The sequence below is a fragment of the Deinococcus humi genome (assembly GCF_014201875.1).
Lineage (GTDB): Bacteria > Deinococcota > Deinococci > Deinococcales > Deinococcaceae > Deinococcus > Deinococcus humi.
In genome coordinates, this window is the sequence record NZ_JACHFL010000006.1 from 257,333 (window position 1) to 282,091 (window position 24,759).

The window sequence follows — 24,759 nt, forward strand, 5'->3', positions numbered from 1 at the left end:
TTGCGTGGCCCTGGGAGGTCTCCTCAAGCCGGCCTGGTCTCACCACTCCTTGTGCTGCATTACAAGTCTACCCGTCGGCCCTCCCGCGCTGACTGCAAAAGAGCGTCCAGCACCCTGGCCTGCTGCACCGCGTCTTCAGGCGGATACAATGCCGTTTCCTCACCCCGCGCAACCCGCTGAAAGTGGGCGGCCATCAGCGCGTAGCCGTTGCCGGGGTCGATGGTCTGCCGCTCACCGTCTCGGGTCAGGATGAACCCAGGCTCATCACTAAAGAACGCCCGGTCCAGTTCCATCACCCCGCCCGTCCCCAGCACCTGCGAGCGGCCAATCCGTCCTCCGGACAGCCAGTCAAAGCCGCAATCGATACTGGCCAGCGCCCCACTGCCGACATGGCTGTAATCCAGTACGGCGGACATGGAGACGTCCACACCGTCTGGCGTCCAGCGCGCCTGGGCGGTCACGGCCCGGGGTTCACCCAGCAGCATCCGGGCCTCGTTGACTGGATAACAGCCGATGTCGTAGAGCGCGCCGCCCCCCAGCCCGGGTTGCAGGCGAATATCCCCGGCGTTCCGCACGGTGAAACCGAAGGCCCCCCGGTACGCCCGGACCTCGCCGAGGTCACCGCCACGCACCGCGTCCTGCAGGGCGCGGTGCTGCGGCGTGAAGCGGTAGGCGAAGCCTTCCAGCAAGATCCGCCCGCTGGCCTCAGCCACATCGGCCAGCTCGCGCGCCTCCTGGGCATTCAGGGTCAGCGGTTTCTCGGTCAGCACATGCTTGCCCCCCTGGAGCGCCGCAGCACTCCAGGGCAGGTGCAAGGCGTTGGGCAGCGCGATATAAACCGCGTCCAGATCGGCGTCGATGACGTCCTGGTAATCGCCAGTGGTGGGGATCTCCCAGTCATTGGCAAAGGTCTGCACGCGGGCCGACTGTGGCTCCCGTGCGCCGAGCATCGTGACCTCACCTCCAGCGGTCCGAATGGCTGGAATGAAGGCCCGAGCGATGCGGGCCGCGCCAAGAATGCCCCAGCGAAAGGTCATACCCTCACCATAGCGCCCAGAGCAACGCAGGCTCTTCGGTCCGCTTCTGGTCAACCCTCTGGCCCGTCCGAATCGCGGAGTGTCCTGAACTGACCTGCAGAGCGTGGGGACGTCAAGAGCAAGAGAGCCTGGCAGCCGGGATACGGGGCAGAAGTTCAAATTCCAGCCGCCCCGAATGGTTCAGTCAAACCGCGGCCCCTTCCTGTGGGCCCTTCTGAGTCCGTTGGTGGAGCGCCGAGGCTGGGCATCAGCGCCTGGAATTCACGCCAAATGACAGGACTGCCCGAACCTTGAGGCAGCGCTGCCGCCCGCTCTTCCATGTCCCTGGGCCGCAGCATGCGCACGATCGTGCCCAGCACCAGCCAGCCGATCCCATCGGCCCATGAGCAGTCCAGCTTTCCTGATGGTGCAGGATGGGGGGGAGCCAAAGTGTTTATCGGGACATCAGTCCACCAGCTCCAGCCACGCCAGGCTGTAGAACGCGGCCCCAATGCGCTGGGTCAGGTCTCGCCGCGCCAGGCGCAACTCGAAGGCGGTCACATGCCGTGCCTGCTGTTCCCCAAGACCGAGAAGTAAGGCGCGCCCTGCTGCTCGCGCCGACCACCGTGCTGGACCTGAGCGTCTACGCGCCGACGTCGAGCTATTCCGTCCAGACGGACAGGCCGCACTAGGCCGCCGTTCAGCTCATCCCATTCAAGTGTCGCCCGCCGCGCTCCATGGCCGTGCCGCAACGTGGACAGGGCCTCCAGCGCTTCAGAGCTGCCAGCGGTGGCGGCGATCACGCGGGCAACGCGGAGGTCTGTCTTTCTCGCCGTGCTGGCTTATGATCACGGCTGGGAGCTTTTTGCGCGAGAAGCAGGAGGTGGTGGTGGCCGCCATGCCGACATCCTGGCCGCCTGAGGCCTCAGCGCTGTAGGTGCAGGCCGGGCAGGTGAAGCGGTAGAGGGTGCCCACCTCAGAGGTCCTGGGGCCAGATCCAGTCTCCAGGGACGATCTCGATGTCCTGGAGCTCGGCCAAGGTCCCGATGTCGTGGGGCTGCATGGCGAGGAAAGGGTTGTAACCGTTCCACATTCCGGCAAATGGCAGGACACGCTCGCAAGCCCGGATCTGCTGCCCATCTCGCGAGACCAGGAAGCACAGGGGCCAGGAGGGATGGCGCAGTTGCTGATGCTGGTGCTCGGGCGCGAGCGGCGGCATGACCTGAGCCGCCGCTCCCGGGGTGCACTCGACGAAAAAAGCCGTGGGGCGGGTCTCCGTGTCGAGCAGCTCGCAGTCAGGAAAATACAGGGAGGTCCGCAGAGTCGATGGCTACGTACCGTTTCGCGCTTCGCAATGGTGGGGTCTGGGGGGGGGCTGACGATCTTGCTGGGGTCACGACACGGATCGGCCCTCGCTGTCCGCTAAGGTTGCGATAATGAAGGGTTATGGGACAGGATGAAGGTCCTGACGCTGTTGCTGCTCCCTTTCCCCACGCACGCCGTTCGTTTCGAGCGGATAGATCCACAGTTTGACGGCCATGTTGCGCCGGTTTTCCTCCACCTGCGCCCGGAAGGCTTCATCGGCCGCCATCCGTGCTTCTACCCGCGCGATATCCGCGGCGGTCTGGGTCCGGTGTGCTCCAAACGCAGCCCTTACCGTCTCGCCATACGCTGCTGTAGGGACCACCAGGTCCGGCTCACCCAAAGCCGCGAGCGCCGCCTCGCTGAACACTGTCCCCAGCAGGACCGGCCGCTCCTCAGAGGGAAGCTGCTGCATCGCCTGCACGACAGCCCAGGACATTGCATCATGGTCCGGGTGATACCCATGCTCCGGGTAGTACGTGTACACCCGCCAAGGACGCAGCTCCCGCAGGGCCTCCAGCACCGGTCGGGCGAGGTCATCCGGGTTCTCGAACTCCAACATGCGGTCCCGGAACCCCAGGAGCCGCAGGTCGTCAATGCCCAGCACCGCGCAGGCCTCGCGCAGTTCTGCTTCCCGGATGTCCGGCAGGGTCTCGCGGTTGGCGCGCAGGGGCTGGCCCATGTTGCGCCCGGCCTCCCCGCGGGTGGCACACAGATACGTCACCGGCGTTCCTTCCGCGGCGTGCAAGGCCAGCAGGCCCCCCAGGGCAAAGGTCTCGTCGTCGGGGTGCGGAAACACCATCAAAATCGGCTGCTTGGACATGCAGGACCTCTACGTGGGAAAGGGCGTCGGGCTAAGTTGCAAGGCGACCAGCAGGGCGCCGGCGTCATCATGGCCAGCAAGCAGCAGGCGATCATGCTCGTCCAGAAACCAGTCGGTCAGGCCTTCGGCATACACCCAGCCCGAAGGCAGTTTGAGCCCCGCGCGGTACGGTCCCGCGCCGGTGACGGTGCCCCGCTCGTAGCAGACCTGGACGTTGCGAATGAACGCGGCGACGGTCGGGACTTTCTTGTCATTCAGAGTGGCGTACGCGCCGGTGCCCGTTTCGAGGTGCAGGTACAGGTGCTGGCCAACTCGGCGGGAAAGCTCGGCTTGGACAGCGTCGCGGTCAATGACATTCATCAGGGTCCCCGGTTGTGGTGTGAGTCTCATTGTACGGGAAGCGGGAAACGGTCGGCGCACTCTCCAAGCGTATCCGGGCGGCAGGGTGGAAAGACGAGTGCCGGGAGGACTCCCCAACGCACCCATGCACCAACGAAAGACATGCACGATCGCCCCGAGTGCCTGAATCACTCCCGACTGGGCCAGCAAAGGAGCGGCACCTAAGGGGGAAAAGCCTGCGCCAGCACGGTTTTCAGACGGCACCCCAACTGGAACCATGCCTGGAGTCATTCACTTGGTCCGTTCCTCAGTACGCTCCAGGTTGCCGGAGGCGTACAGCGGATCATGATGGTCCTTGAGCATGTTGATCAGCGCCGCTGGTGTTCCAGGTCGCGCCGCTAGGCGGCGGCATTCCGGCGGAGGTCAGGGCGGCATTCTCCTCTGGCGTGACCGTCATCTGGCGCAGGCCGGCAACGTCAGGTGATCGCATCGCGGTGCAGCAGCTTGAAAGCGGAGGGTGGCCCCGCCTCAGAAAAGCGGTCCAGGCGCATCCACAACCGATCCCCAGGTTTTGGTGGGTGGTTCGATATGCTGGACGTCCCTGGAGGTCCTCTGTCGGATGGACAGGGCCTGGACCTGCTGGGCCGCGCGCTGAAGCTGGCCTTGGGGTGCCGGTGGTGCTGGGCGGCCTCAAGCCTTCCAGGCTGGCCGCGCAGACGCTCGAATTGGGGGCCAGAGGCCACGTCGTCAAGGCTCTGGACGCGGCCGAAGCAGCGGCGTGACGAAGCCGCCCAGCTCACCTGAGTCAATTGGGGTCCGTCATTGTCTCTGGGGAGACGCTGCGGCTCGGCGCAACCCATGGACCGGCCCACAGCTAGAGCTTGGTGACGGTTGACCTGTCAGACTGGGCCCCACGCCATGACCCCGCTTCCCACCCATGCCCCCACCCTGGACCTCACCGAGCTGCAGGCCATCATCGACAGCAGCGCCGACTGCATCAAGGTGCTCGACCTGAATGCGCGAGTGATCTCCATGAATGCTGGCGGCATGGACACCATGGAGATCACAGACTTCAGCGTCTGTCAGCATCTCTTGTGGCCAACGTTCTGGGAGGGCGAGGCGCGAAGGCAAGTCGAGCTGGCGCTGGAAGCCGCCCGCGGCGGGCAGACCACCACCTTTGAAGGCCCCGCCAACACGTTTGCCGGCACCCCAAAGTGGTGGGAAGTGCGCGTATCGCCGTTGCGATCGCCCGACGGCACCGTCACCCGGCTGCTGGCCAGCAGCCGCGACATCACCGCCCGCAAGGTGGCCGAACAGCAACTCATTCAGGCGCAACATCAGCTCAGAAATCATGCCCAGACGCTGGAAGTCCGTGTGGGGCAGCGTGAACGGGCCCTCGAAGCCTTTGTCCGCTTCACCACACAGGTGGCCAGCACCACCGATCTCCACGACATCGCCATGGCCGCCAGTGACATCATCCGCGACGCGGTTGGCGGGGCCACCAGCGGCTTTTACCTGGTCAAGGGGGAACGGGCGTACCCGCTGGTGTTCTCCAGCAACACGCCTGCAGAAGTGAGGGCGGCCCGGCGTGCCGGTGTTCCCCTGAGCATGCCCCTGGTGGCCGACGCCCTGGCGCAACGCGGGACGACGTTCGTGGGGGGCGAGGACGGCCGTCTGCAGTCGGTGGGTTACGCCAGCGCGCTGAGCGTTACGGCTTACCACCACGGCGATCAACCCTACGCGCTGTTCGCCACCGGAACCCCACGCCCTGAATGGACCGCCCAGGAACAGGCCACCATCGACTCGGTCGGACGCGGTCTGGGGCTGGCCCTGGAACGGGAGCTGCAGGCCCGGCAGCTTCAGGAACGCACGGCCGGTCTAGACGCTTTCGTGGCGTTCAGCGAGGCGTCCAGCACGACAACAGACATTCTGGCCCTGGCGCGCGAGGCCGTGGAGGTGCTGGAGACCACGCTGCAGGTCAGCGTCGCGTACTACGAGCTCGATGGCGACCTGTGGAAAGCCCGGGTGTGGTCTGGGGCGTTCGCGCCCGAGGTCGTGGCAGTCCTGACGGCCGGCATTGGGATGGACGCGCCTAGTTACGCCGAGGCGGTCCAGACCAGGCAGGCGGTGTTCGTGCCTGGTTGGTCGGCGGACGACGAGGGCGTGGAGAACACCGAGGAGTTCGGAGCAGGCGCATTTTACCCCTGCTTCGCGGGTGAGTCGCCGCGCGCGCTGCTGGCGATGGGGACACAGCGGGCGGGAGACTGGACGCCCCGGGAGGAAGCCGTCTTCAAGGCGGTGGGCCGCAGCTTGACCCTGGCGCTGGAACGCGCGGCGCAGACGCGAGAACTGACCGTGCAACGCGACGCCCTGAGCGTCCGCACCCACGAACTGATCGCGGCGAACGAGGAGCTCGATGCGTTCACGTACTCAGCCTCGCATGACCTGCGCACCCCGATCCGGCACGTGATGGGCTTCGCGGACCTGGCCCGGACCGCGCTCATCAACAATCAGCCGGACAAGATCGCCCGGAACCTGGACATCATTCAGCAGGGGGCCATCCGCATGAACGGGCTGATCGACGGCATGCTGATGCTGTCCCGGGCCGGGCGGCAGGACTTCCACCCACGGATGGTTGCCCTGGGGCCGCTCATCAGGCAAGCGCAGCAAGACGCCCAGCTTGAATTCCCAGAGCAGGACATCGACGTGCAGGTCCAGGCAGGGGTGGCCGTGTGGGGGGATGAGACGCTGCTCCAGCAGGTGATGTCGAATTTGATCAGCAACGCCGTGAAGTACTCCACTGGGCGCGACGTCTCGGAGGTCGCGGTGCGGGTCAATGAGACTGAAACCGAATGGATGATCACGGTGCAGGACAATGGAGTGGGCTTTGATTCCGAATATTCCGGGAAGCTGTTCGGCATTTTCCAGCGCCTGCACACCCAGGATGCCTTTCCTGGCGTCGGGGTGGGTCTGGCGACAGTACGGCGCATCGTGCTCAAGCACGGCGGCCGGGTGTTCGCCGATGGGAAGGTCGGGCAGGGGGCCAGCTTTGGCCTGGCCCTGCCCAAACCTCTCGCGTGACGTGACCGCCTTGAGCTGCTCACCTGAGTGCAAAAACGAATGGTTGAGCAGCCCACAAGGCATGCCATAGAGATTGCCGTTCTGAGCTTGCGGCCCTCTATCGCGAACTGCAGGGCGATGGCGAGAGGTTCGTGCAGGCAGCATCCGCCACCGTGCCGATCAGGAGGGTCAGACGGCAAAACCCGACTTCAGCGGTGCCCCTCTTCAGGCGTGGAGTGTGCGCCCCAACCTGTTGGCCGGACGCACGGTCTGCAACCAGCTGGACCCTTGGCCTGCGCTGTGGGAGCTGGAGCTGATCTCCGGCGGTGGTGGGATTCAGTCGTGGCGTGAACACTGTATGGGTGTGGGTGTTGCTCCAAGAATTCCATCAAGATCCACTACAGTGCTCCACTATGGGTTCAAGCTCCTGGAGCATGTGGTGAGGCGTTACGGACTGGTGTTGCTGGGCGTGATGGTGGTGTTGGGGGGGATCTTCCTGCTGGTGGAGACTCTCGGAGTTCCAGTCTTATCTGACCCATCCCGCTGGCTGTCAGGCGGCGGGACCGGCGCCGCGGTGCTCGGGACGGGGCTGCTGGTGGCCGATGTGGCGCTGCCTGTTCCATCGAGCGCGGTGATGGTGGCCTATGGGGCTTTGTACGGCGTGGCCTTTGGGACGCTGTTGTCCCTGGTGGGCAGCGTTGGGGCCGCGCTGGCTGGTTGGGCGCTGGGACGACACGGTGGACGCTGGCTCTCGCGCCTTGTCCCCGCGAAAAGCCAGGCGGAGGCCCAACGCTGGATTGCGCGGTGGGGCCTGCTGGCCGTCACCCTGTCGCGTCCAGTGCCGCTGCTGGCAGAAAGTGTGGCGATTCTGGCGGGGACTTCGGCTTTACCGTGGTGGCAGGTGGGGCTGGCAGCAGCTCTCGGATCCCTGCCCGCAGCGGTGCTATACGCCGTGACGGGGGCGTTCGCGGTGACAGGATCGTGGTTCTGGCTGCCGGGATTGCTGCTGGTGTCAACGGGCGTGATGTGGTTGATCGGCCGGACACTGGGGCGGCGACTTGGCACGTCAACGCGTTGAGTCACAGCTGCACTGAAGCACCTCCATTCCAAGTCTCTGGGTTGTGGCAACTTAATCTCGGTAGGCTGTTGAACCATGATGGAGCGCAAGCCCTACCGCCCGCGTTTTCCCTGGGTGGGATCGGCTCTGCGCGGTGGCTGGACCACCCGCTGAGCCGGCGTGACACGCAGGAACTGCTCCATGAACGCGGCATCCGCCCCTGCGGCAACGGAACAGTCAGTTTGCCCCACTGGTGACGGAGGAACTGCGCCAGTGGGAGGGGACGCGGCTGTTCCCGGTGGTCTCTGGACGAGGTTGACGTGACGGTGGCTGGGGTCACACATGGGTTGTGGCGGGCCGCCCTGGAGCATGGCCATGTCCTGGACATCCTGGTCCAGGAACAGCGTGACACCAGGCCAAGGCCTTTTTCACGCACCTGTTGCGGGAACATGCCGCTCCGACGGTGATCCAGACGGACAAGCAATGGAGCGGCGTTGCGAGCGCTTCCCGTGCTCCACGGTGTGGAGCACGTCCGGGTCATCTCTGCAGCCCGCTGTAACCATCTGGGCGAACCGCCACACCGCAGGGCACGACAGCAGTAACGCGCTCCTCTCAGCTTCAAGCGACGACAGCGCCCTCAGGAATCCCCCGCGCTGCACGCTCAGAACCTCCAATCCCCACCGTTACGCCCGAACGCCCGTCTCTTCCCCCATCAGACAAACCCCCAGACCGCAGCTCTACGCTTCTGGAACGCCGCCATGGAGCCGGGCGAGAATCAAGTGGCCAGTTGCGCCACTCCGGCCTCCCGGGTTTGAGTTGTCAGAACCGCTCAGCTTCAGGCAATAGAGGCGGGCCCAGGATCCATGCCCGAATGACCAACCTTCACCAGCACACCCGCAGCACTGTTCGGGCGCCCATCAGACGAAGCCATCAGAACCAAGCCGTCCAGATCTGGCCTCAGAGCACGGCAAGGGGAGCTGAAAATTAGGCCACCCTTGGACTTCACCTCCCCCGCACCAGATTAGGGCAGCGCAACCGTTGGAAGCCATGGGGTACAAGAGGGGACAGGGCCCTGACAGAACACTATCGCGCGGCGAAAATGAAGCCCACCTTCATTTTCAGTGTCCCAGACATCTAATTTGTCTGTGGCCCGCGGCCTGGCACCGCCAAATGACCTCTCGGCCGTTCAGAAAAATTGCCAAAAATACTGTCCTGGACGAGAGCGAGCATTCAGGGGCCCTTCTTTATGTTCCTCAGAATGTATTTAGCGGTACATCATCCAATCTGGCGTTTTTCGAGGTGATGAATTTGTCACATTGGACCCGATACAACTAGTCCCGGCCTTACGCCGCCCAGCAGTCGGCTACTCGGCTTTTCGTCTGAGACAACCTTTTTCGCCTCTTGCAAGGAGTTGATATGGCCCTGTTCGGCGACCTCAAACACCAAACGCTCGCCGATCTGGCAAAGATATTGCACATTCACACGGGGATATTGATTTTTCATTCCTCCTATCAGGGGAAGACCGTCGAACTGGTCCTGAACAGAGGGCAACTCCGCGCCACCTACCTGGACGGCTTCCCCATTGGAGAACTGACTCGGGTGCGCAGCATTCTGCACCAGCTGCACGCCCAGGGCCACGGAGCATTCGAATTCCACCGACAGGCCCTGCTGGTGGGCGACGCCCATCTTTACGATCAGCCATTCGCCGGGCTGATTCATGAAATCGCCGAGGCCGCACCCCTTGGGACGGCCGGACCCATGATTCCCGACGATCAATTGCCACATCCTGAGACACGCTTCGTGCCTGTCCTTCATTCCCTCTCTGTCCCCGACTCGCTCGCGTCACTCTGGGCCGTCGTTCAACCCCATCTGGCAGGGGGCAGTAGCGCCGCCGAACTCGCCCCGCGCATCGGTCTGTCACCCCACGACACACAGACTGTCCTGTACCGGCTCCGCGCCATGGACCTGATCACCCCGCAACGTGCGGCCGCGGCGCGTCACGCCACCACTCAGCAGGCCGCCCTCCCGCATGAACCGGGGGACTCCTCAGGCGACCGCATGCCCCTTTCTTCGGCCTCTGCTACGCCGCGCCCGCTGGTGCAGCGTCTGCTGGGTGCGCTGCGCCGCTTCACCCAGGGAGGCACCGCATGACCACCGATCAACCCCCACTCAAACTGGTGATCTCCGGACCGGTCGGCGCAGGCAAGACCACCTTTGTCCAGACCATCTCCGAGACCCCGGTGGTCGCCACCGAGGCTGAGGCCAGCGAGGACATCGGCAAGCAATACACCACCGTCGCCTTTGATTTCGGCACCCTCCACCTGGACGGCCAGGACGTTCATCTGTACGGCACACCGGGCCAGGACCGCTTCAACTTCATGTGGGAAGTGCTCTGCGAGGGCGCGCTGGGCCTGCTGCTGCTCGTCGCCGGAGACCGCCCCGAAGACTTTACGCATGCCCGCAACATGCTCGACTTCATTACCAGCCGGATTCCCGTGCCGTTTCTGGTCGGCGTGACCCGACAGGATCAGACCCACGTGTGGCAACCCCAGGACGTGGCCCTGTACTTCGGCCTGCCCGAGCGGCAGGTGGTGGGCCTGAATGCCACCTGCCCGGATGAGGTGCGCCGGACGCTCGCCACCCTGCTGGAACTGCAACTGACGCCGCTCCCCTGACGTCCACCTGCTGACCGTCTCCCTCCTGAACTCGCCTCTTTTCTCGTGTCCCGGGAGCATTCCCCCCTTTTTCCCGGAAAGGAACCACCATGACGGCAACCCTGAGCAAGCAAGACCAGCTGACCTCCACCCTGACCACCCTGCGCGGCGCGCTGCCTGAACTGCGCGGCGCGCTGGTGGCCACCGTCGACGGCCTGCCCATCGCGCAGGACATGGGCGGTGGCGTGGACGCCAACCGCGTGGCGGCGATGGCCGCCACCGCGCTGGGGCTGGGCAAGCGCATCAATGAAACCCTGGGATCGGGCCAGCTCACCGACATGAGCGTCGGCGGCACCGATGGCCAGGTCTACATCTACGCCGCCGGGAAGAAAGGCGTGCTGGCTGTCATCGCGCCGGCGGGCGTCAACCTGGGCCTGCTGCACATGGAAGCCCGGGACGCGGCCCAGAGCGTCTCCATCATCCTGTAGGCCCAACGCTGATCAGGTTGCTTGCATAACCGACGTCCTCCGAGCGGCTGCGCACAACAGCACCGCCATCCGGAGACGCAGCGCTCACCGCCCGGAGGCCCCGTGACCACACTCTCCGCCTCGCTCGCCCAACTCCTCACCACCCTCTACCCAAGGAGAACACCGATGACTGCCACCACTGCACCTCTACGCCCCCACCTGGGCGACTACAGCTCCATCGTCTGCTTCAAGGCCGTCATCGTCGGCGTTGAGGACACCCTCGGCGCGGACGGCGCCGCCGTGGTCTTCACCCGTGCCGGCAAAGTCCGGGGCCGGAACCTCGCCACTGAACTGGGTGTGGCGGGCAGCAACGTCCCCGTCGAGCAAATCGCTGAACTGCTCAATGCCGCCATCGGCAAGGACGGCACCTGTCTGGCCGCTGTGACCAACTCTTACCGTGACGGCCAGGACATCGTCATCGAGACCCAGGACACCGTGTGCCTGGCGGGCGAAGCCATGGGCAGTGACCGGAAATGCACGTTCACGCTGGGCGCGGTGTGGGGCGCGCTGGAGGCCATCACGGGCGAAATGTACCTGGGTGAGCATACAGACAGTGTGTTGCGCGGCGGGACGTGTGACAAGTTCGTCTTCAGCCCGCTTTAAGCGGTCTTCCTGGCGCCCTCACCGCTCAGGTGAGGGCGTTTTGCTGGGCAAAGACTCCCCATCCTCGAATGACCACCCCTGCCCCTCTGAGACGGGGGAAGCAAACCGGGGCATTTCGCCTCTGGAAAGAGGCAGCGCAGCAGGCGGTCTGATTTTCAAGCGGCCTGCTGCGCGACCGTGGGGGCCCGCTGAGATTCAGTGGCCAGCATCCTTTCCATCCATGCCTGTCCCCGTGAGACTTTCGCAATGGGCCGGGCGATAGGCTGCGTTCCAGATCGCCACCAGCCTCCCTCAGCCATGATCTATATCCTGACCCCTGACCTCCTGCCGACCCTGCTGGCCTTGCTGGTGACCCTGCTCATGGCGGGCAGCATGCTCCACCGGATTGGGCAACCCCCCCAGCGGGCGTTTCTGGCGGTGCTCCTGGGGATCTGCCTCTGGCTGATCGGCGACGTCCTGTCCCTGACCGTCAGCGGCACACGGGCGCAATGGGATTGGGGATTGACCCAGTTCCTCGGCATCCTGACCATTCCTGTGGCGTGGCTGACCCTGGTGCGCCGCCACCTGCGCCCGGTACCCGAGCCTGTCCCGCTGCTCCGGGTGCTCGCCCTCCTGACCGTGCCTCTGCTGACCCTGGGGTTGATCTGGACCAACGACGGACACCACCTGATCTGGCAGTATCCCCCCGGGAGCGTGCCCGCCTGGGGCGCAGTGGAGCGCACGCCCCTGTACTGGCTCCTGATCGTGGTGTACCCCAATGTCCTGCTGATCTGGGGGGCCGCGCAGTTGCTCCTCGCGTGGCGGGCGGTTCGGGATGGCGAGCGCCACCAGATCACCGTGATGCTGCTGGCCGTCCTGGTCCCCAGTCTGGCCAACACCGCGTACCTGCTGGGGATTCCCGTGCTGCCGGGCCGGGCCACCCCAGGCCCGGTCTTCTTTGCCCTGTGTCTGGTTCCGGTCGCCTGGGGCATGCTGCGCTACGGCCTCTTGCGCGTGACGCCACTCGCGCACCGTCAGGTGGTCGAGCAGATGACCGATGCGGTCTTCGTGCTGGACGCTCAGGGCCGGATCATTGAGGTCAACGAACGTGCCGTTCAGCTGGCGGGGCGCCCAGGCGCTTTGCTGCATGGCGTGCGTATCGGGGACCTCTTTCAGAACTGGCCACAGATCACCGAGGGTCATCCAGCCGAGTGGCGCCCTGGGCGCGAGGTCTGGGAGCTGCGGCTCTCGACCGTGCGCAACGAGCGGGGCAATGCGTTGGGGCAGGCTGTGGTGGCGCGTGACGTGACAGCACGTGCTCAGGAGCACGACCGCGTGCAACGCCTGGCGAACGAGGACCCGCTGACGGGGCTGGGGAACCGCCGCGCTTTTGAAACTGATCTGGCCCGGGAGACGGCCCGCGCGCACCGTCATACCCTGACGCTGGCCGTCGCCATCATTGATCTGGACGGCCTGAAGGCCGTCAATGACCGTCAGGGTCATGCGTATGGCGACGCGCTGCTGTCAGCGTTTGGAGGCGCCTTGCCAGGGGCGTTCCGACCTGAGGACCGCGCTTACCGCTTCGGCGGCGATGAATTTGCCCTGCTGCTCACCCAGAGTGCGGTTGAGGGCGAGACGGCTATTCACGAGCGACTGGCGCGTATTGTGCGTGACCTGCAGTCGCAGGGCTTTCCCGAGTTTGGGGCGAGTATGGGCGTGGCCTACGCTCCGCTTGAGGGCACGGGCGACGCTCTGGTGCAGCTGGCGGACGAACGGATGTATGCGCAGAAAGCGCAGCACCGAGCAGCGGAGCTTGAGCCGGTGTTGCACACGTCTGGCGACGGGATTCTGGCAACTTCACACCCGTAAGCCGGTGGGCTGTGCCTGAGCCCAAGCCCTGGCGCCACCGTTTTTCCCTCCGCGTCATCGGCTGCGCCCTGCGGCTCTCTCACCGCTTCCCGCTCAGCCAGCGTGCCGTGCAGGAGCTGCTCCACGAGCAAGGCCCCGCAGGCCAGCCACGAGAAGAAAGCGGCAGTGGAACATGGGGTTCGCCCCACCGATGACCGAAGCGCTGCGCCACTGAGAACCACGTTATGCTCGGTGGTCTCTGGATGAACGGTGCGTTGAGGTCGGTGGCCTGAAATATTGGCTCTGGAGAGCTGTCGATGAAGGTGGGCCGTGCTGGACATTAGGAACATCGTGATCCCAGCGCGGATGGGCCTTCTTTGTGCGGTTGATGGGGAAGATCACGTGCCAGAGGCTATCCACACCGATAAGCTGTGGAGCGATTGGGCGGCCCCATTCGAAAAAATTCCGGTGCTCTACCGTGTTGAGCATGTCCAGGTGGTTTCTGCGGCCCGCCGCAATTCTTTGATCGAACAGTCGTATCGCCCAACCAGGCAGCAGGAACGCAGCTGGCCCGGCTTCAAACGGCAGCGTCGAACGCAGGAATTCCTTGCGCTGCACGCCGGAGTCTCGAACCTCTCCTGCCATGCCCGAACCAGCTTCCCCGCTGCCCTCGGACGAAGGCACCAAACCGCAAGCATTGCTACTCCGGCCCTGCTGAGCTTAAGTGGCCAAAACCAGTACAACTGTCGAAGGTAGCCAGTGCTCGACGCCAGCCGAAGCGGCACCTTCGCGGGGAGCTTTCGTGGGCACAACCTCAAGCGGCTTATCGGCAGCGTTCCGGTGAACGGCTTCAAGCCGATCCCGGGTTGAGGTCGTGCCCGTAGAGGCCGGTGCTTACGGTTTCCGTCTCAGCGCGATGATGTTGTCTGTGATAACGCCAATTTCCCCGTTCGGCCCCTTCGCTTCGGTCACCGCGCGCTCTGGGGAGCCGAGGAACAACAGGTCCCACTGACTCAGCTCCAGATTGATGGTGTCGAGCGCTTCCTGCGCAGTCGGAAACTGCCTGACCTGGGGGGCCCAGGAGGGAGCGGAGGCGTGCTCGACGACCAGCAGCACGCCTCCAGGCTGGACGGCCGCGGCGGCCTTGCGCAGAACCTCATCGCGCGGGAAGGCCACAGGGGATTGCAGGTACAGCGCGTAGACGAAGGAAAACTGGCCTGTGGGGAAAGTGGCGGCCAGATCATGCTGCTGAAATGCGGTCCGTGCGGTGACGCCGGCGTTCGCGGCATGCTGGGCGGCGCGCGAGAGGGCGGTGGCGGAGATGTCCACGCCTGTGACCTGCCAGCCGCGCTGAGCGAGCCAGACAGCGCTGTTGCCTTCGCTGCACCCCAGGTCCAGCGCGGTGTCCGTCGGGAGGGTTTCGGACCACCGGGCCATGATGGCGTTGGGGCGCCCGGTCCAGGGCTTGGGCTGTGTTTGGTAGCGGGTCTCCCAGTAGGTTGCGGCTTCATTGGGGTCCGGCTGGGGTGGGGTGGAGGTAATCATGACAGTGCTCCTGTGCGGGAAAAAGGAGAGTCGCATTGGTTTCACGCAACTTGGATTGTTGCATGACGTTGCGATGCTGTCAACGGGTGGCCGACTCAACACACTGCCCCCTAGATTCCCTCCCCCAGCGTCTCCATCAATTCCAGTGCATACCGCACCCCCGTCTCGAAGTCACGGCGCAAAATATCTTCATTCGGGGCATGGAGGCGCCCCCCCTCGTTGCCGATGGCCAGAGCGATCACAGGCGCACCGACGTGGTGCATGAAGGGAGACAATCGGGCCGCTGGCAGAACTGCTGGGGTGTACGATGGCATCTTTGCCATAAACCTCCCTCGCCACCTGCAGGGCAGTCTGCACGAAGGGGTCACTCAGGTCGCTGCGGGCCGGGTGCTGGTGGGTTGCCGGCTCGACGATCTCCACGTCCTCCAGGCCTTGGGCGTTCAAATGAGCGCGCAGGAGTTCCACGATTCGCTCGGGGTGCTGATCCGGCACCAGTCGAATGTCAATCTTGACGAAACTCTCGGCAGGCAACACCGTCTTGCTGCCTGCCTCAGCGTAGCCACCGTGAAAACCATTGACGTTCAAAATGGGCATCAGATTGGTGCAGGTGTTGAACTCCTCCGGCGCTCCCAGGCGGCGCGTGACCGCGTAAGCATCGTAGAGGGACTCGCCCTGACCGGGAATGTTGGCAATAGCCTCGCGGTCGACATCGGATACGGGACGGACGTCGTGGAAGCCGGGAATGGTCACGCGCCCAGTTTCGTCGCGCAGGCTCGCTAGGGCTTTGGCCAGGCGCCACAGTGGATTGTCCACCACCGCCCCGGTGCTGCTGTGCAGGTCGCTGGCTGGCCGCCACCCGGCAGCGCAGCTATAGGCCCACCACATCCTTGACGCCCGCGTACAGGATGGGCTGGCCCTCAGCGCGTCTTCAGGCTGGTCGTACTTCACAAACCGTCTGGACGGTTGGTATATTTAAGCCATGGCGAAACGACAACCACCCGAACTCACCCGAACCACCCTGCTCCAGGCGGCCACCCGCGTCATCCGCACGCACGGTGCCACCCTCTCGCTCGACGCCGTCGCCCGGGAAGCTGGCATCAGCAAAGGGGGGCTCCTCCATCACTACCCCACCAAAGACCACCTGCTCACCGCACTGGCGCATGCCCTGGTCGATCAGTTCCGCGATGAGCTCCGTGCAGCGCACGCCAGCGAAATCGCCACCCACGGCGACACTCCCGGCGCCTGGCTGCGTGCCTACATCCATGTGTCCTTCACGCCTGCCCAGGACACCGAACTCCTCAGCACCGCCCTTGCCCCAATCGCCACCCTCCCTGACTTGCTCCCCGACCTACAGGCCGCACAGGCCTTCCTCATCACCGATGCCCAGGCCGATGGCCTCCCTCCAGGGCGCGCCCACGCCATCCGGCTGGCCTGCGATGGCCTCTGGACTGGACATCACCTCGGTCTCCCAGATCTGACCAATGAACAACGCGCCGCCCTGAAAGAGGAACTCCTGTCGTGGACCCGGCCCTGAGCCTCCCCACCACCCCGGGCCTGACCGCCCAGCACCCTGATCCAGGGCCAGGCTGGCAACGCCGCTTCTGGGCGATTTTCGGCGGCCAGGCGCTGTCCTTGATCGGCAGTGCCTTGACGCAATTTGTGCTGATGTGGTGGATCACCGACACCACTGGGAGCGCCGGTGCGCTCGCCACCGCCGGTCTGGCCGCCCTGCTCCCCCAAGCGCTGCTGGGCCCACTGGGCGGCACGCTCGCCGACCGCTACAGCCGCCGCGCCCTGATGATCGGCGCCGATACCATCAGCGCCCTGTGCATGATCGTCCTCATCACCCTGTTCCTCACCGGGCGGGTCGAGTTGTGGCACGTGTACACCATGATGTTCATTCGCAGCGCCATGCAGGCGTTCCAGGGCCCTGCCGCCGCAGCCAGCACCGCCCTGCTGGTGTCGGTCAGCTTTCTGCCCCGCGCGGCCGGGCTGAACCAGACCCTCACGGGCCTCATGACCGTCGCTGCCGCCCCCCTTGGCGCTCTGGCCATTGGCATCATGCCGCTCGGATGGGCATTGAGCATCGACGTCGCCACTGCCCTGCTCGGCATTGTGCCGCTGTTACTGTACCGCCTCCCGCAGATCCAGTTGACCGAGGCACAGCGAACCGGGGTCTGGGCGGAATTCCGCGAAGGCGTCACTCTGGTCTGGCGCCATCCAGGACTACGCCGCCTGTACCTGCTGCTGGGCGCCATCGTTCTCGCCATCTTGCCCTCGTTCACCCTGGTTCCCCTGCTGGTCAAAACGCACTTCGGCGGGGGCGCCGGCGACGTTGCCCTCATGGAAGGCCTGACCGGCGTCGCCATGATGGTCGGCGGCCTGATCGTCACTGTTCTGGCGCCCAAACGCCAGATGCTCTGGATCCTGCTTGGCTTCGCTGCGTCCTGCCTTGCCCTCGCCCTCACCGCGCTGGCCCCAAGCGGAATGTTCCCCCTCGCCGTGGGGTGGTGGATGCTCAGTGGCCTGACCTTCATCCTCGGCAACGCTCCCCTCACCGCGCTGCTGCAGGCCACGATCCCCAACCACCTGCAAGGCCGTGTGCTCTCGCTGCTCGCCACCGTGATGGGTCTGGCAGGCCCGGTCGGCCTTGCCCTCGCTGGGCCGCTTGGCGAGTTGCTGGGCATCCGCTGGCTGTTCGTCTTGCAGGGCCTGCTCGGTGTCGCCTTCAGTCTCGCCGGCTTCTTCTCCCCTGCCCTCCGCCAATTCGCTGCGCCCGCTCAGAAACCGCCGCAGTGAAGACTGGGCTTCCTCGCCGGTGCCTTCAATATCGTCCCTTATCTGGGGGTGATCATCGCCCTCATCCCTGCGCTCCTGCTGGCCGCTCCCCTGGGAATCGTCAAGCTCGCTCTGGTGGTCCTGGTCTTCATCGCGGCGAACCAGGTGGAGGGGCAGTTCCTCAGCCCGCTGGTGCTGGCCCGCCAAACTGATCTGCACCCAGCCACCGTGCTGCTGAGCATCTTGTCCGGCGTGGCCCTGGTAGGAGTCATGGGCGCATTGCTGGCCGTGCCGTTGATGGCGCTCGCCAAGCGCCTGATGGAGGCGTACTACTACCCCAGTCGCCTCTACCAACGCTCACCCTGATTCGAAGGTCGACGGCCTCCGTTCAAATGCGCCCATGACCCTGGCAGGTCGTCGACAGCGGACCGCATGGAAGCGTAAAGAGTGCGGCAGGCCGCCTGACCTTCAGGCGGCCTGCTGGAGTAATCGACCGCTGGAAGTTAAGTTGCCAGAACCGGTGCGCCAGTGAAAGTGTTCGGCATTTCCATTCTTGATCTCTTGCGGTGCTGCGCAGCGCCGGCCTATTTTTGGTTGATGACCCTTCCCCCAGTCATCTTCAGCCTCAGCGAGCGCTTGAAAGAGGTCCCTGGTGTCATCGGGATTGTGCTGGGTGGCTCCCAGGCGACAGGCACCGCCACGCCCACCTCAGACATCGATCTGGGCCTGATCTACGATGGGCACGCCCCATTTGACCTCGCCGCCCTGTCACACCTGTGTGCTGAGTTGGACGACGCTGGCAGCGCCCAGCCTTCCGCGCTTGGTGGCTGGGGGCCCTGGGTGGATGGTGGGGCCTGGCTGACCGTGCAGGGGCAGCGCGTGGACTTCATCTACCGTGACCTGCGCCGCATCGAACAAAGCGTTCAGGACGCGCTCGCAGGACGGGTGCAGCTCTTCGCGCAGGTTGGACACCCGCATGGCATCCACGCTCACCACTACGCAGCTGAGCTGGCGAACGCCGTGTTGCTGCATGACCCTCAGGAAGCGCTGGCTGACCTGAAAAAGCGGATCACACCCTACCCACCTGCACTGGCGGCAGCGTTGCAGACGCATTATGGCTGGCAAAAGAATTTCTGGCTGGATGGCGCAGTGAAAGGAGCATCCCGTGGCGACGTGCATTACGTCCAGGGTTGTCTGTATCAGTCGGTCATGGCCTGGGTGCAGGAACGTTGTGCGGCGGGCGGGAGATGGCTGCTGAACGAAAAGGGAGCTTTGGCGCAGGCCACAGCTCAGCCTGGAGCCCCAGCCGAACTTGAGGCGCGCGTCACGGCCGCCCTGAACGCTCAGGACATCGCTGGCCTGCGCAGGTTGTTCGAAGAGTATTGACGGTTGTGTTGCCTTAACTTGCTGCCCTCCACATCCCCGGTCCCGTATGAAGGCCATACAACCAATGGCAGCGTGTTGAATACTTTGACCTTGCCCAACAGCTGATGGATGCAAACGGTTCTGGCAAGTCAAGCGCGATAGGCTGACTGCCTGTGACGGATCGTCAGCCTGACCGCCACCGCCCTCCCGCTGAGCATCATTCACTACGCCCTTTGGCTCTACCACCGCTTTTCCCTCAGCCAACGTGATGTCCAAGAAATACTGCACCAACGCGGTATTCAGGTCAGTCACGAGACGCTGCGCCAGTGGAACATCAAGTTCGCACCCCTCCTGACTGAGGAACTGCGCCACCGGGAGGGGACGCCGGGGTTCCCGGTAGTTCCTGGACGAGGTTTGCATCGAGATTGAGAGCAAGAAACGCTGGTTGTGGCGTGCTGTCGATGAGTCTGGCGCAGTGCTGGATCTTCTCCTGCAAGATCGGCGGGATACTCAGGCGGCGAGACCTTTCTCGGAAAGCTGTTAACAAATGATGACGTGCCAGACGTGATCCACACGGATAAACGCTGGAGTTACGGAGCGGCTCTTCGAGCACTTCCCGTGCTCCACAGCGTGGAGCACGTCCAAGTCATCCAAGGCGGCCCGCTGTAACAACCTGACCCTCCAGTCCCATCGGCCCACTAAGCAACAGGAGCGGAGCCAGATTGGCTTCAAGAATTCCCGTAGGGCGCAGGAATTCCTCGCCCTGCATGCCCGTGTTTCGAACCTTCAGCAGCACACCCGCACGACCGTTCCTGCCCACCTCCGAAGATCGAATCAGAACCGTGCCCACTGGGCATGGCAGAACGCAGTTGAAGTGACCGTCTGAAGTTCAGACGGCCACTGACCTCACTCGGTCCCTCCCAGATGAACTTGCCAGAACCGGTTCAAGCGACCGAAGCAAGCCTAGGAGTTCCTGAAGCTGCATGCCCGAATCACCAACTTTCACTAGCACACCCGCACCACGGTTCCTGCCCCGACCAGACGACGCCACCAGAACCAGGCCTTTCAGACCTGACGTGAGGTCGCACAATCGGACGTGCAAAAGTTCGTCTTCAGCCTATTTTAAGCGGTCTTCCTGGCGCCCTCACCCCTCAGGTGAGGGCGTTTTGCTGAGACGTTTTTTGAGGTTTCAACTCAGTGAATGCTGGACAGCGCGACAGCCTAATGGGCACCCTACCAAGCAAAGCCATTGATAGGGAAACAGGCGGGCTGTTAGGCTGGGGGGTTCTGGCAACTTAATGCCGATAGGCTGGTGAGTCGTGAGTGACCGGAAGCCCCTGCGGCCACCGTTTTCTCCTCAGCGTCATCGAGTACGCCCTGTGGCTCTACCATCGCTTCCCGCTCAGTCAACGTGCCGTTCAGGAACTGCTCCACGAGCGCGGGATCCACGTCAGCCATGAGACCCTCAGGCCATGGAACATCAAGTTCGCTCCGCTGCTGACCGAGGAACTGCGTCACCGGGAACCCCGGCGGGGTTCCCGGTGGCATCTGGACGAGGTGCACGTGAAGGTCGGAGGGGTCACGCACTGGTTATGGCGGGCCGTGGACGAGTACGGAAGCGTGCTCGATATTCTCCTGCAGGAACACCGCGATACCGAAGCGGCCATATCCTTTTTCACGCACCTGCTGAGGGAACATAACGTGCCAGAGGTTATTCAGACTGATAAGCTCTGGAGCTACGGGGCCGCGATACGGGAACTCCCTGTGCTCCACACAGTGGAGCACATCCAAGTCATTTCCACCGCCCGCTGTAATAACCTTGTGGAGCAGTCGCATCGACCAACACGGCAGCAGGAACGCGCTCAGCTCGGCTTCAAACGAAGACCGCGAACGCAGGAATTCCTCGCCCTACACGCTCGAACCTCGAACCTTCACCGCCAGACCCGAACGGCCACCCCTGCGCCCCTCAGACGAACCAACCAGACCGCAGCTCTGCGCCTCTGGCGAGAGGCGATGCAGCAGGCAGCTTGAGCATCAAGCTGCCTCTGCGCAACTCCGGCCCCGTTGAGGTTGAGTTGCCAGAACCATCTCAAGCCTGTACCCGACAGGTAACTTGGTGGGAGCGGCTCAACGTGTTCGTCCTGTCGCCATCAGTCCAGACCGAGAAACGGGAGAACCTCATGATCTGACTGTTCTCACGGCCCGAGGAGCGTTTCTCCCTGCAAGCCGCAGAACAAAAATGATGGTGCCGACGGCGATCAGGTTCTCGATTAAAGGTTAATCCCCGCACCGGCCGCGCCCCCGGATAATATTTCCAGGCGGCTTAGTCTGCCAGACCGGGCTGCTCCAGGATCACGCTCATGAGCTATTGCCCATTCTCCCACGCCTCGGCTACCCACCGCAGCGTCTCCCACAGGCTACGGTCGCTTCTGCCCCTCCGCTGGGCCTGTCGCCAGACAGTCAGCACATTCAGAGCCAAGCCCACACGCTCCTCAACGGCAAGTTGAGCAGGTGTGAGCCTCTCCCCATGGGCAGCCAGCTCTGCTCGGTATGCTTCGCGCAGACCAGGGCCGAGGCGCGCACGATCAGGCGCTGAAAGGCGCACATACAGCAGGTGAGCGAGGTCTTCTCCGAGGGGAGCCGCATGAACCTGACCATAATCAATCAGGATGGGTGCCCCACCGTTGACCGGCCATAACACCTGCCCCACGTGAATATCGCCGTGCGCCAGGGTCACCCCCCGCGTCGTGCCCAGCAGCGTGGGCAGCGAGCGGACGACCTCCCGCACGGTCTGCGCTTGCGCCGGAAACCGGCTGGAAGCAGGCGAGGCGAGGACCCGCTGTGCTCGGCAGAGGGTCCGCGCCTCGTCCCAACTCCACTCACCCACGAGTTCCGGTCGGTTCAGCCAGAACGCGTGATGTCGGGCAAGCAGGTGCGCTATATCAAGCAGGGCAGCGTCCCGCTCTGCTGCTGTCTTGAAAGCGCCCCAACCGGTTGTCTCATCCGTCAGGTCACGCATCAGCAGATGAGCGCGGGAATGAGCCGGATCGAGGGTGGCGTGCAGCAGTGGCGCGTGCGGCACCGGTGAAAGCGGCGCGAGGTCCCGCAGATAGGCGGCCTCGCGGGCGAGGCGGCGAAAAGCACGTTGATCCCGCCACCCGGCGGGAAGATACTTCAGAAAGAGAGGGCCACGTGGGGTCGCGTAGCGGGCAAAAGCCGCGCCCTCTGCCACCCACGCCTCCAATCGTCGGCGCGAGCCGGGAAAGGCCGCCTGGAGGTCATGCGGCCAGACCCAGGATGAACGGGCCGGACCATGCCCGGACAGCGCGTCTCGCCAGTCGGCCAGCAGCGTCCACCTCAAGCGAGCAGCGACAACACCCCAGCCACCGAGCCGCCCGCGAACACCAGACTGATCAGGAAGAGGCCCAGGCAGCCACCCCGGCGCCGCCCCCGATAATGGCCACCGCGCCGCGTGAAGCCTCGCCTTCTCCCAGAACTCTGCGAGGAGCCGCTCAGCGAAAAGGAACCGTTCGAGAATCCACTCATACGTCAGTGTAAGGGAAACCCGGGCAGGTTCCCAGGGAGGGGAATGGCGCAAAAGCGGGGCAGGCCCACTGTGAGCGTGACCCGGTTTTGCGGTTCTTCCGTTAATTCCGTGCAGCATGTCAGCTGTGGGTTCTGGCAACTTAACCGCAGTAGGCTGATCGTTCGTGACTGACCGCAAGCCCTACCGGCACCGTTTTCCGCTCAGTATCATCGGGCACGCCCTCTGGCTCTACCATCGGTTTCCCTTGAGCGAGCGCGATGTCCAGGAATTATTGCACCAGCACGGCATCGTCGTCAGCCACGAAACCCTCCGTCAGTGGAACATCAAGTTCGCGCCGCTTCTCACCGAGGTGCTGCGCCACCGGGAACCCCAGCAGGGGTTCCCGGTGGTTCCTAGATGAGGTCTGTCTCGACATGGCAGGGAAGAAATTCTGGTTGTGGCGGGCCGTCGATGAATCTGGCGCAGTGCTCGATATCCTGTTGCAGTCTCACCGAGACACGCAGGCGGCCAAGACCTTTTTCGAAAGGCTTTTGGTGAACCACGACGTCCCAAACGTGATTCACACCGATAAGCTGTGGAGCTATGGGGCGGCCATCCGAGCGCTGCCTGTGCTCCACGCTGTGGAGCACAGGCAGGTCATTTCCTCTACGCGCTGCAATAACCTCATTGAACAGTCTCACTGTCCGACCCGGAAACAGGAGCGAAGTCAGCTGGGCTTCAAGAAATTAGGGCGGGCACAGGAATTTCTCGCCCTGCATGCCCGCATTTCGAACATCCACCAGCACACCCGTACCACAGTCCCCGCACTCAATCGGAGAAGGAATCAGTTGGGGGCCCACCGGACATGGCAACACGCCGTTGATGTGGCGGTCTGAAGGTCAGACCGCCACTGGGTAGATTTGGCCTGCTCAAGGTTAAGTTGCCAGAACCAACGCGCGCAAGAATTTCTCCGCTTGCATGCCCGTCTCGAGAACCTCCACCACCACGCTCGTACGAGCGTCTCCGCTATCACCCGAAGAAATAATCAGTGAACCGCTTTCCAGACGTGGTCAACCGTCGCGGCAGGGGTGGCCTGAACTTCAGGCCACCCCTGCTCTCACCATGCCGTCGAACCAGTTAAGGCAACACAACCGATGGAGGAGCTGACCTTCTCGCATAGCTTCCAGATCACTGTTGGCCCCTATGCTGGACCGATGCCTCATGCCCTGATTGTTCACGCCCACCCCGAGGCGAACTCGTTTTGCACCGCCCAGATGCATGAGGCCGCCCATGCGCTACAGGCCCAGGGCTACACCGTGGAAGTCAGTGACCTCTACGCCATGCACTGGGAGGCAGAACTGAACCGTCACGATTTCACCCAGGACATCGAGGGGCATTTCAAACCGCCCCTGGCACAGCAGCAGGCGGCCGAAGCCCATACTTTTGCGCCGGACATCGCGGCTGAGCTTGAAAAGTTGGAGCGGGCCGATCTGCTGGTGTTCTCCTTCCCCATGTGGTGGTTCTCGGTGCCCGCGCTCCTCAAAGGGTGGGTAGACCGGGTCTTCGTGCGGGGCGTGGCCTACGGCGGGAGCGTGGGGACCTTTGTCGAGGGTGGGTTGCGGGGCAAACGCGGCCTGCTACTGTTCACGACGGGCAGTCTGGAAGAACACTTTGGGCCGGGGGCCAGGGACGGCGAACTGGACGTGCTGCTCTTTCACATCCAGCACGGCATGCTGTGGTTCTGCGGCGTCCAGGTGCTGGCTCCTGTGGTCAGTTTTGCTCCAGTGCGGGGCACGCCTGAGGACCGACAGCGGCAACTCGGCGTGGTGCGCGACGCCTTCACCACGTTGGATTCACGCCCAATCATTTTTGGCTAGGGAGGGGTTCGACTTCAGGGGCGGCAATCGACATGGTCCATAAAGGTTTGAACCCTGACACCCAGCCTTAGCATCGTGTCCACTGTCAGGTTGGGGTATACCCCAGGCTGACAGAAGGAGAATCGATGCGGATACTCTGGGTTGTCCGTCATTCTTCTCAAATGATTTCCGAAACTCGTGGGTGCAGTGCAGCGCCCTCAATGGGCCGCAGAATCAACTCACGGTAGATTTCGCCCATACGCTCGGGATCGTGGGGCATGTCGTGACGCAGCCACCAATCAATCAGGTTCAAAAAAGCCTGGATGAAATGATCTGCGGCCACATCGGCTGGGACCCGTGCATCCTGTCGGGCCTCATAGGTCTGGAGGAGTGCCCGCACACCGACCTCAACGATCTGGTC

Annotated in this window: 22 protein-coding genes and 5 pseudogenes; 18 read left to right on the forward strand and 9 right to left on the reverse strand. The window is 63.8% G+C overall.

The features are described from left to right. Positions 1-59 precede the first annotated feature (59 nt). Positions 60-1,037, reverse strand: coding sequence for a Gfo/Idh/MocA family protein (locus HNQ08_RS13745; protein WP_184133102.1), 978 nt, complete (start codon positions 1,035-1,037; stop codon positions 60-62). A gap of 545 nt (positions 1,038-1,582) precedes the next feature. Here HNQ08_RS13745 and HNQ08_RS27915 point away from each other — a divergent pair. Next, positions 1,583-1,708: a hypothetical protein gene (locus HNQ08_RS27915; RefSeq protein WP_268240010.1), complete on the forward strand. Its 126-nt coding sequence runs from the start codon at positions 1,583-1,585 to the stop codon at positions 1,706-1,708. A gap of 284 nt (positions 1,709-1,992) precedes the next feature. Here the strand turns inward: HNQ08_RS27915 and HNQ08_RS13750 are convergent, their stop codons facing one another. The 3 genes from HNQ08_RS13750 to HNQ08_RS13760 all read right to left on the reverse strand — a co-directional run bounded on the left by HNQ08_RS13750 (position 1,993) and on the right by HNQ08_RS13760 (position 3,561). Further along, entirely contained in the window at positions 1,993-2,235 is a 243-nt protein-coding gene (locus HNQ08_RS13750) for a hypothetical protein (RefSeq protein WP_184133105.1), read from the reverse strand. A 225-nt stretch (positions 2,236-2,460) separates the two neighbouring features. After that, positions 2,461-3,201, reverse strand: a complete 741-nt coding sequence (bshB2, locus tag HNQ08_RS13755; protein WP_184133108.1) for a bacillithiol biosynthesis deacetylase BshB2 — start codon at positions 3,199-3,201, stop codon at positions 2,461-2,463. Positions 3,202-3,210: 9 nt separating this feature from the next. Continuing rightward, the gene (locus HNQ08_RS13760) at positions 3,211-3,561 is read right to left on the reverse strand and encodes a YojF family protein (protein ID WP_184133110.1); all 351 of its coding nucleotides are present in this window, start codon (positions 3,559-3,561) and stop codon (positions 3,211-3,213) included. Positions 3,562-4,458: 897 nt separating this feature from the next. On the opposite strand from HNQ08_RS13760, the gene HNQ08_RS13765 reads away from it, so the two are divergent. The 9 genes and pseudogenes from HNQ08_RS13765 (at position 4,459) to HNQ08_RS13805 (ending at position 13,986) form a co-directional block, all read left to right on the forward strand. After that, positions 4,459-6,621 carry a PAS domain-containing sensor histidine kinase gene (locus HNQ08_RS13765; RefSeq protein WP_184133113.1) on the forward strand — a complete coding sequence of 721 codons (2,163 nt, stop codon included), beginning with the start codon at positions 4,459-4,461 and terminating at the stop codon, positions 6,619-6,621. Positions 6,622-7,039: 418 nt separating this feature from the next. Next, positions 7,040-7,678, forward strand: coding sequence for a VTT domain-containing protein (locus HNQ08_RS13770; protein WP_184133117.1), 639 nt, complete (start codon positions 7,040-7,042; stop codon positions 7,676-7,678). Positions 7,679-7,753: 75 nt separating this feature from the next. Continuing rightward, positions 7,754-8,397 (forward strand): annotated as a pseudogene (locus HNQ08_RS13775) (DDE-type integrase/transposase/recombinase); the annotation flags it as partial. 676 nt (positions 8,398-9,073) lie between these two features. Continuing rightward, a complete protein-coding gene (locus tag HNQ08_RS13780) occupies positions 9,074-9,808 on the forward strand; it encodes a hypothetical protein (protein WP_184133120.1) in 735 nt (244 codons plus the stop codon). Further along, a complete protein-coding gene (locus tag HNQ08_RS13785) occupies positions 9,805-10,332 on the forward strand; it encodes a GTP-binding protein (protein WP_184133123.1) in 528 nt (175 codons plus the stop codon). The genes HNQ08_RS13780 and HNQ08_RS13785 overlap by 4 nt, the downstream gene beginning before the upstream one ends. A gap of 89 nt (positions 10,333-10,421) precedes the next feature. Continuing rightward, entirely contained in the window at positions 10,422-10,799 is a 378-nt protein-coding gene (locus tag HNQ08_RS13790; protein WP_184133126.1) for a roadblock/LC7 domain-containing protein, read from the forward strand. 165 nt (positions 10,800-10,964) lie between these two features. Further along, complete coding sequence (locus HNQ08_RS13795) at positions 10,965-11,441, forward strand: hypothetical protein (protein ID WP_184133129.1); 477 nt, start codon at positions 10,965-10,967, stop codon at positions 11,439-11,441. Positions 11,442-11,738: 297 nt separating this feature from the next. Further along, positions 11,739-13,289 (forward strand): histidine kinase N-terminal 7TM domain-containing diguanylate cyclase, encoded by a 1,551-nt coding sequence (locus tag HNQ08_RS13800; RefSeq protein ID WP_184133146.1) that lies wholly within the window; start codon positions 11,739-11,741, stop codon positions 13,287-13,289. 11 nt (positions 13,290-13,300) lie between these two features. Then, positions 13,301-13,986: pseudogene (locus HNQ08_RS13805) on the forward strand (DDE-type integrase/transposase/recombinase). Between the two features lie 176 nt (positions 13,987-14,162). Here HNQ08_RS13805 and HNQ08_RS13810 read toward each other — a convergent pair. Together HNQ08_RS13810 and HNQ08_RS13815 are read right to left on the reverse strand one after the other, a co-directional pair. Continuing rightward, positions 14,163-14,813 carry a class I SAM-dependent methyltransferase gene (locus HNQ08_RS13810; RefSeq protein ID WP_184133150.1) on the reverse strand — a complete coding sequence of 217 codons (651 nt, stop codon included), beginning with the start codon at positions 14,811-14,813 and terminating at the stop codon, positions 14,163-14,165. A gap of 189 nt (positions 14,814-15,002) precedes the next feature. Then, positions 15,003-15,698, reverse strand: coding sequence for a peptidase dimerization domain-containing protein (locus HNQ08_RS13815; protein WP_229790019.1), 696 nt, complete (start codon positions 15,696-15,698; stop codon positions 15,003-15,005). Positions 15,699-15,792: 94 nt separating this feature from the next. Here HNQ08_RS13815 and HNQ08_RS13820 point away from each other — a divergent pair, with 94 nt between their 5' ends. The 6 genes and pseudogenes from HNQ08_RS13820 to HNQ08_RS13845 all read left to right on the forward strand — a co-directional run bounded on the left by HNQ08_RS13820 (position 15,793) and on the right by HNQ08_RS13845 (position 20,987). Then, entirely contained in the window at positions 15,793-16,347 is a 555-nt protein-coding gene (locus HNQ08_RS13820; RefSeq protein ID WP_184133153.1) for a TetR/AcrR family transcriptional regulator, read from the forward strand. Beyond that, positions 16,332-17,612 carry an MFS transporter gene (locus HNQ08_RS13825; RefSeq protein WP_229790018.1) on the forward strand — a complete coding sequence of 427 codons (1,281 nt, stop codon included), beginning with the start codon at positions 16,332-16,334 and terminating at the stop codon, positions 17,610-17,612. Before HNQ08_RS13820 ends, HNQ08_RS13825 begins: the two co-directional genes overlap by 16 nt. A gap of 3 nt (positions 17,613-17,615) precedes the next feature. After that, positions 17,616-17,957: an AI-2E family transporter gene (locus HNQ08_RS13830; protein ID WP_184133228.1), complete on the forward strand. Its 342-nt coding sequence runs from the start codon at positions 17,616-17,618 to the stop codon at positions 17,955-17,957. Between the two features lie 231 nt (positions 17,958-18,188). Then, positions 18,189-18,977, forward strand: a complete 789-nt coding sequence (locus tag HNQ08_RS13835; RefSeq protein WP_184133156.1) for a nucleotidyltransferase domain-containing protein — start codon at positions 18,189-18,191, stop codon at positions 18,975-18,977. A gap of 152 nt (positions 18,978-19,129) precedes the next feature. Further along, a pseudogene (locus HNQ08_RS13840) lies at positions 19,130-19,842 on the forward strand (IS6 family transposase). A gap of 433 nt (positions 19,843-20,275) precedes the next feature. Beyond that, positions 20,276-20,987 (forward strand): annotated as a pseudogene (locus HNQ08_RS13845) (IS6 family transposase). A 334-nt stretch (positions 20,988-21,321) separates the two neighbouring features. Here the strand turns inward: HNQ08_RS13845 and HNQ08_RS13850 are convergent. Next, positions 21,322-22,317 (reverse strand): phosphotransferase family protein, encoded by a 996-nt coding sequence (locus HNQ08_RS13850; RefSeq protein ID WP_229790017.1) that lies wholly within the window; start codon positions 22,315-22,317, stop codon positions 21,322-21,324. Next, a complete protein-coding gene (locus HNQ08_RS13855) occupies positions 22,314-22,502 on the reverse strand; it encodes a hypothetical protein (protein ID WP_184133162.1) in 189 nt (62 codons plus the stop codon). The genes HNQ08_RS13850 and HNQ08_RS13855 overlap by 4 nt, the downstream gene beginning before the upstream one ends. 164 nt (positions 22,503-22,666) lie before the next feature. On the opposite strand from HNQ08_RS13855, the pseudogene HNQ08_RS13860 reads away from it, so the two are divergent. Both HNQ08_RS13860 and HNQ08_RS13865 read left to right on the forward strand, forming a co-directional pair. Next, a pseudogene (locus HNQ08_RS13860) lies at positions 22,667-23,378 on the forward strand (IS6 family transposase). A gap of 318 nt (positions 23,379-23,696) precedes the next feature. Beyond that, a complete protein-coding gene (locus tag HNQ08_RS13865) occupies positions 23,697-24,359 on the forward strand; it encodes an NAD(P)H-dependent oxidoreductase (protein WP_184133164.1) in 663 nt (220 codons plus the stop codon). Positions 24,360-24,516: 157 nt separating this feature from the next. On the opposite strand, the gene HNQ08_RS13870 is transcribed toward HNQ08_RS13865, so the two are convergent. Next, positions 24,517-24,759, reverse strand: a 243-nt coding sequence (locus tag HNQ08_RS13870) for a TetR-like C-terminal domain-containing protein (protein WP_221284191.1), incomplete at its 5' end; no start/stop codon positions are given.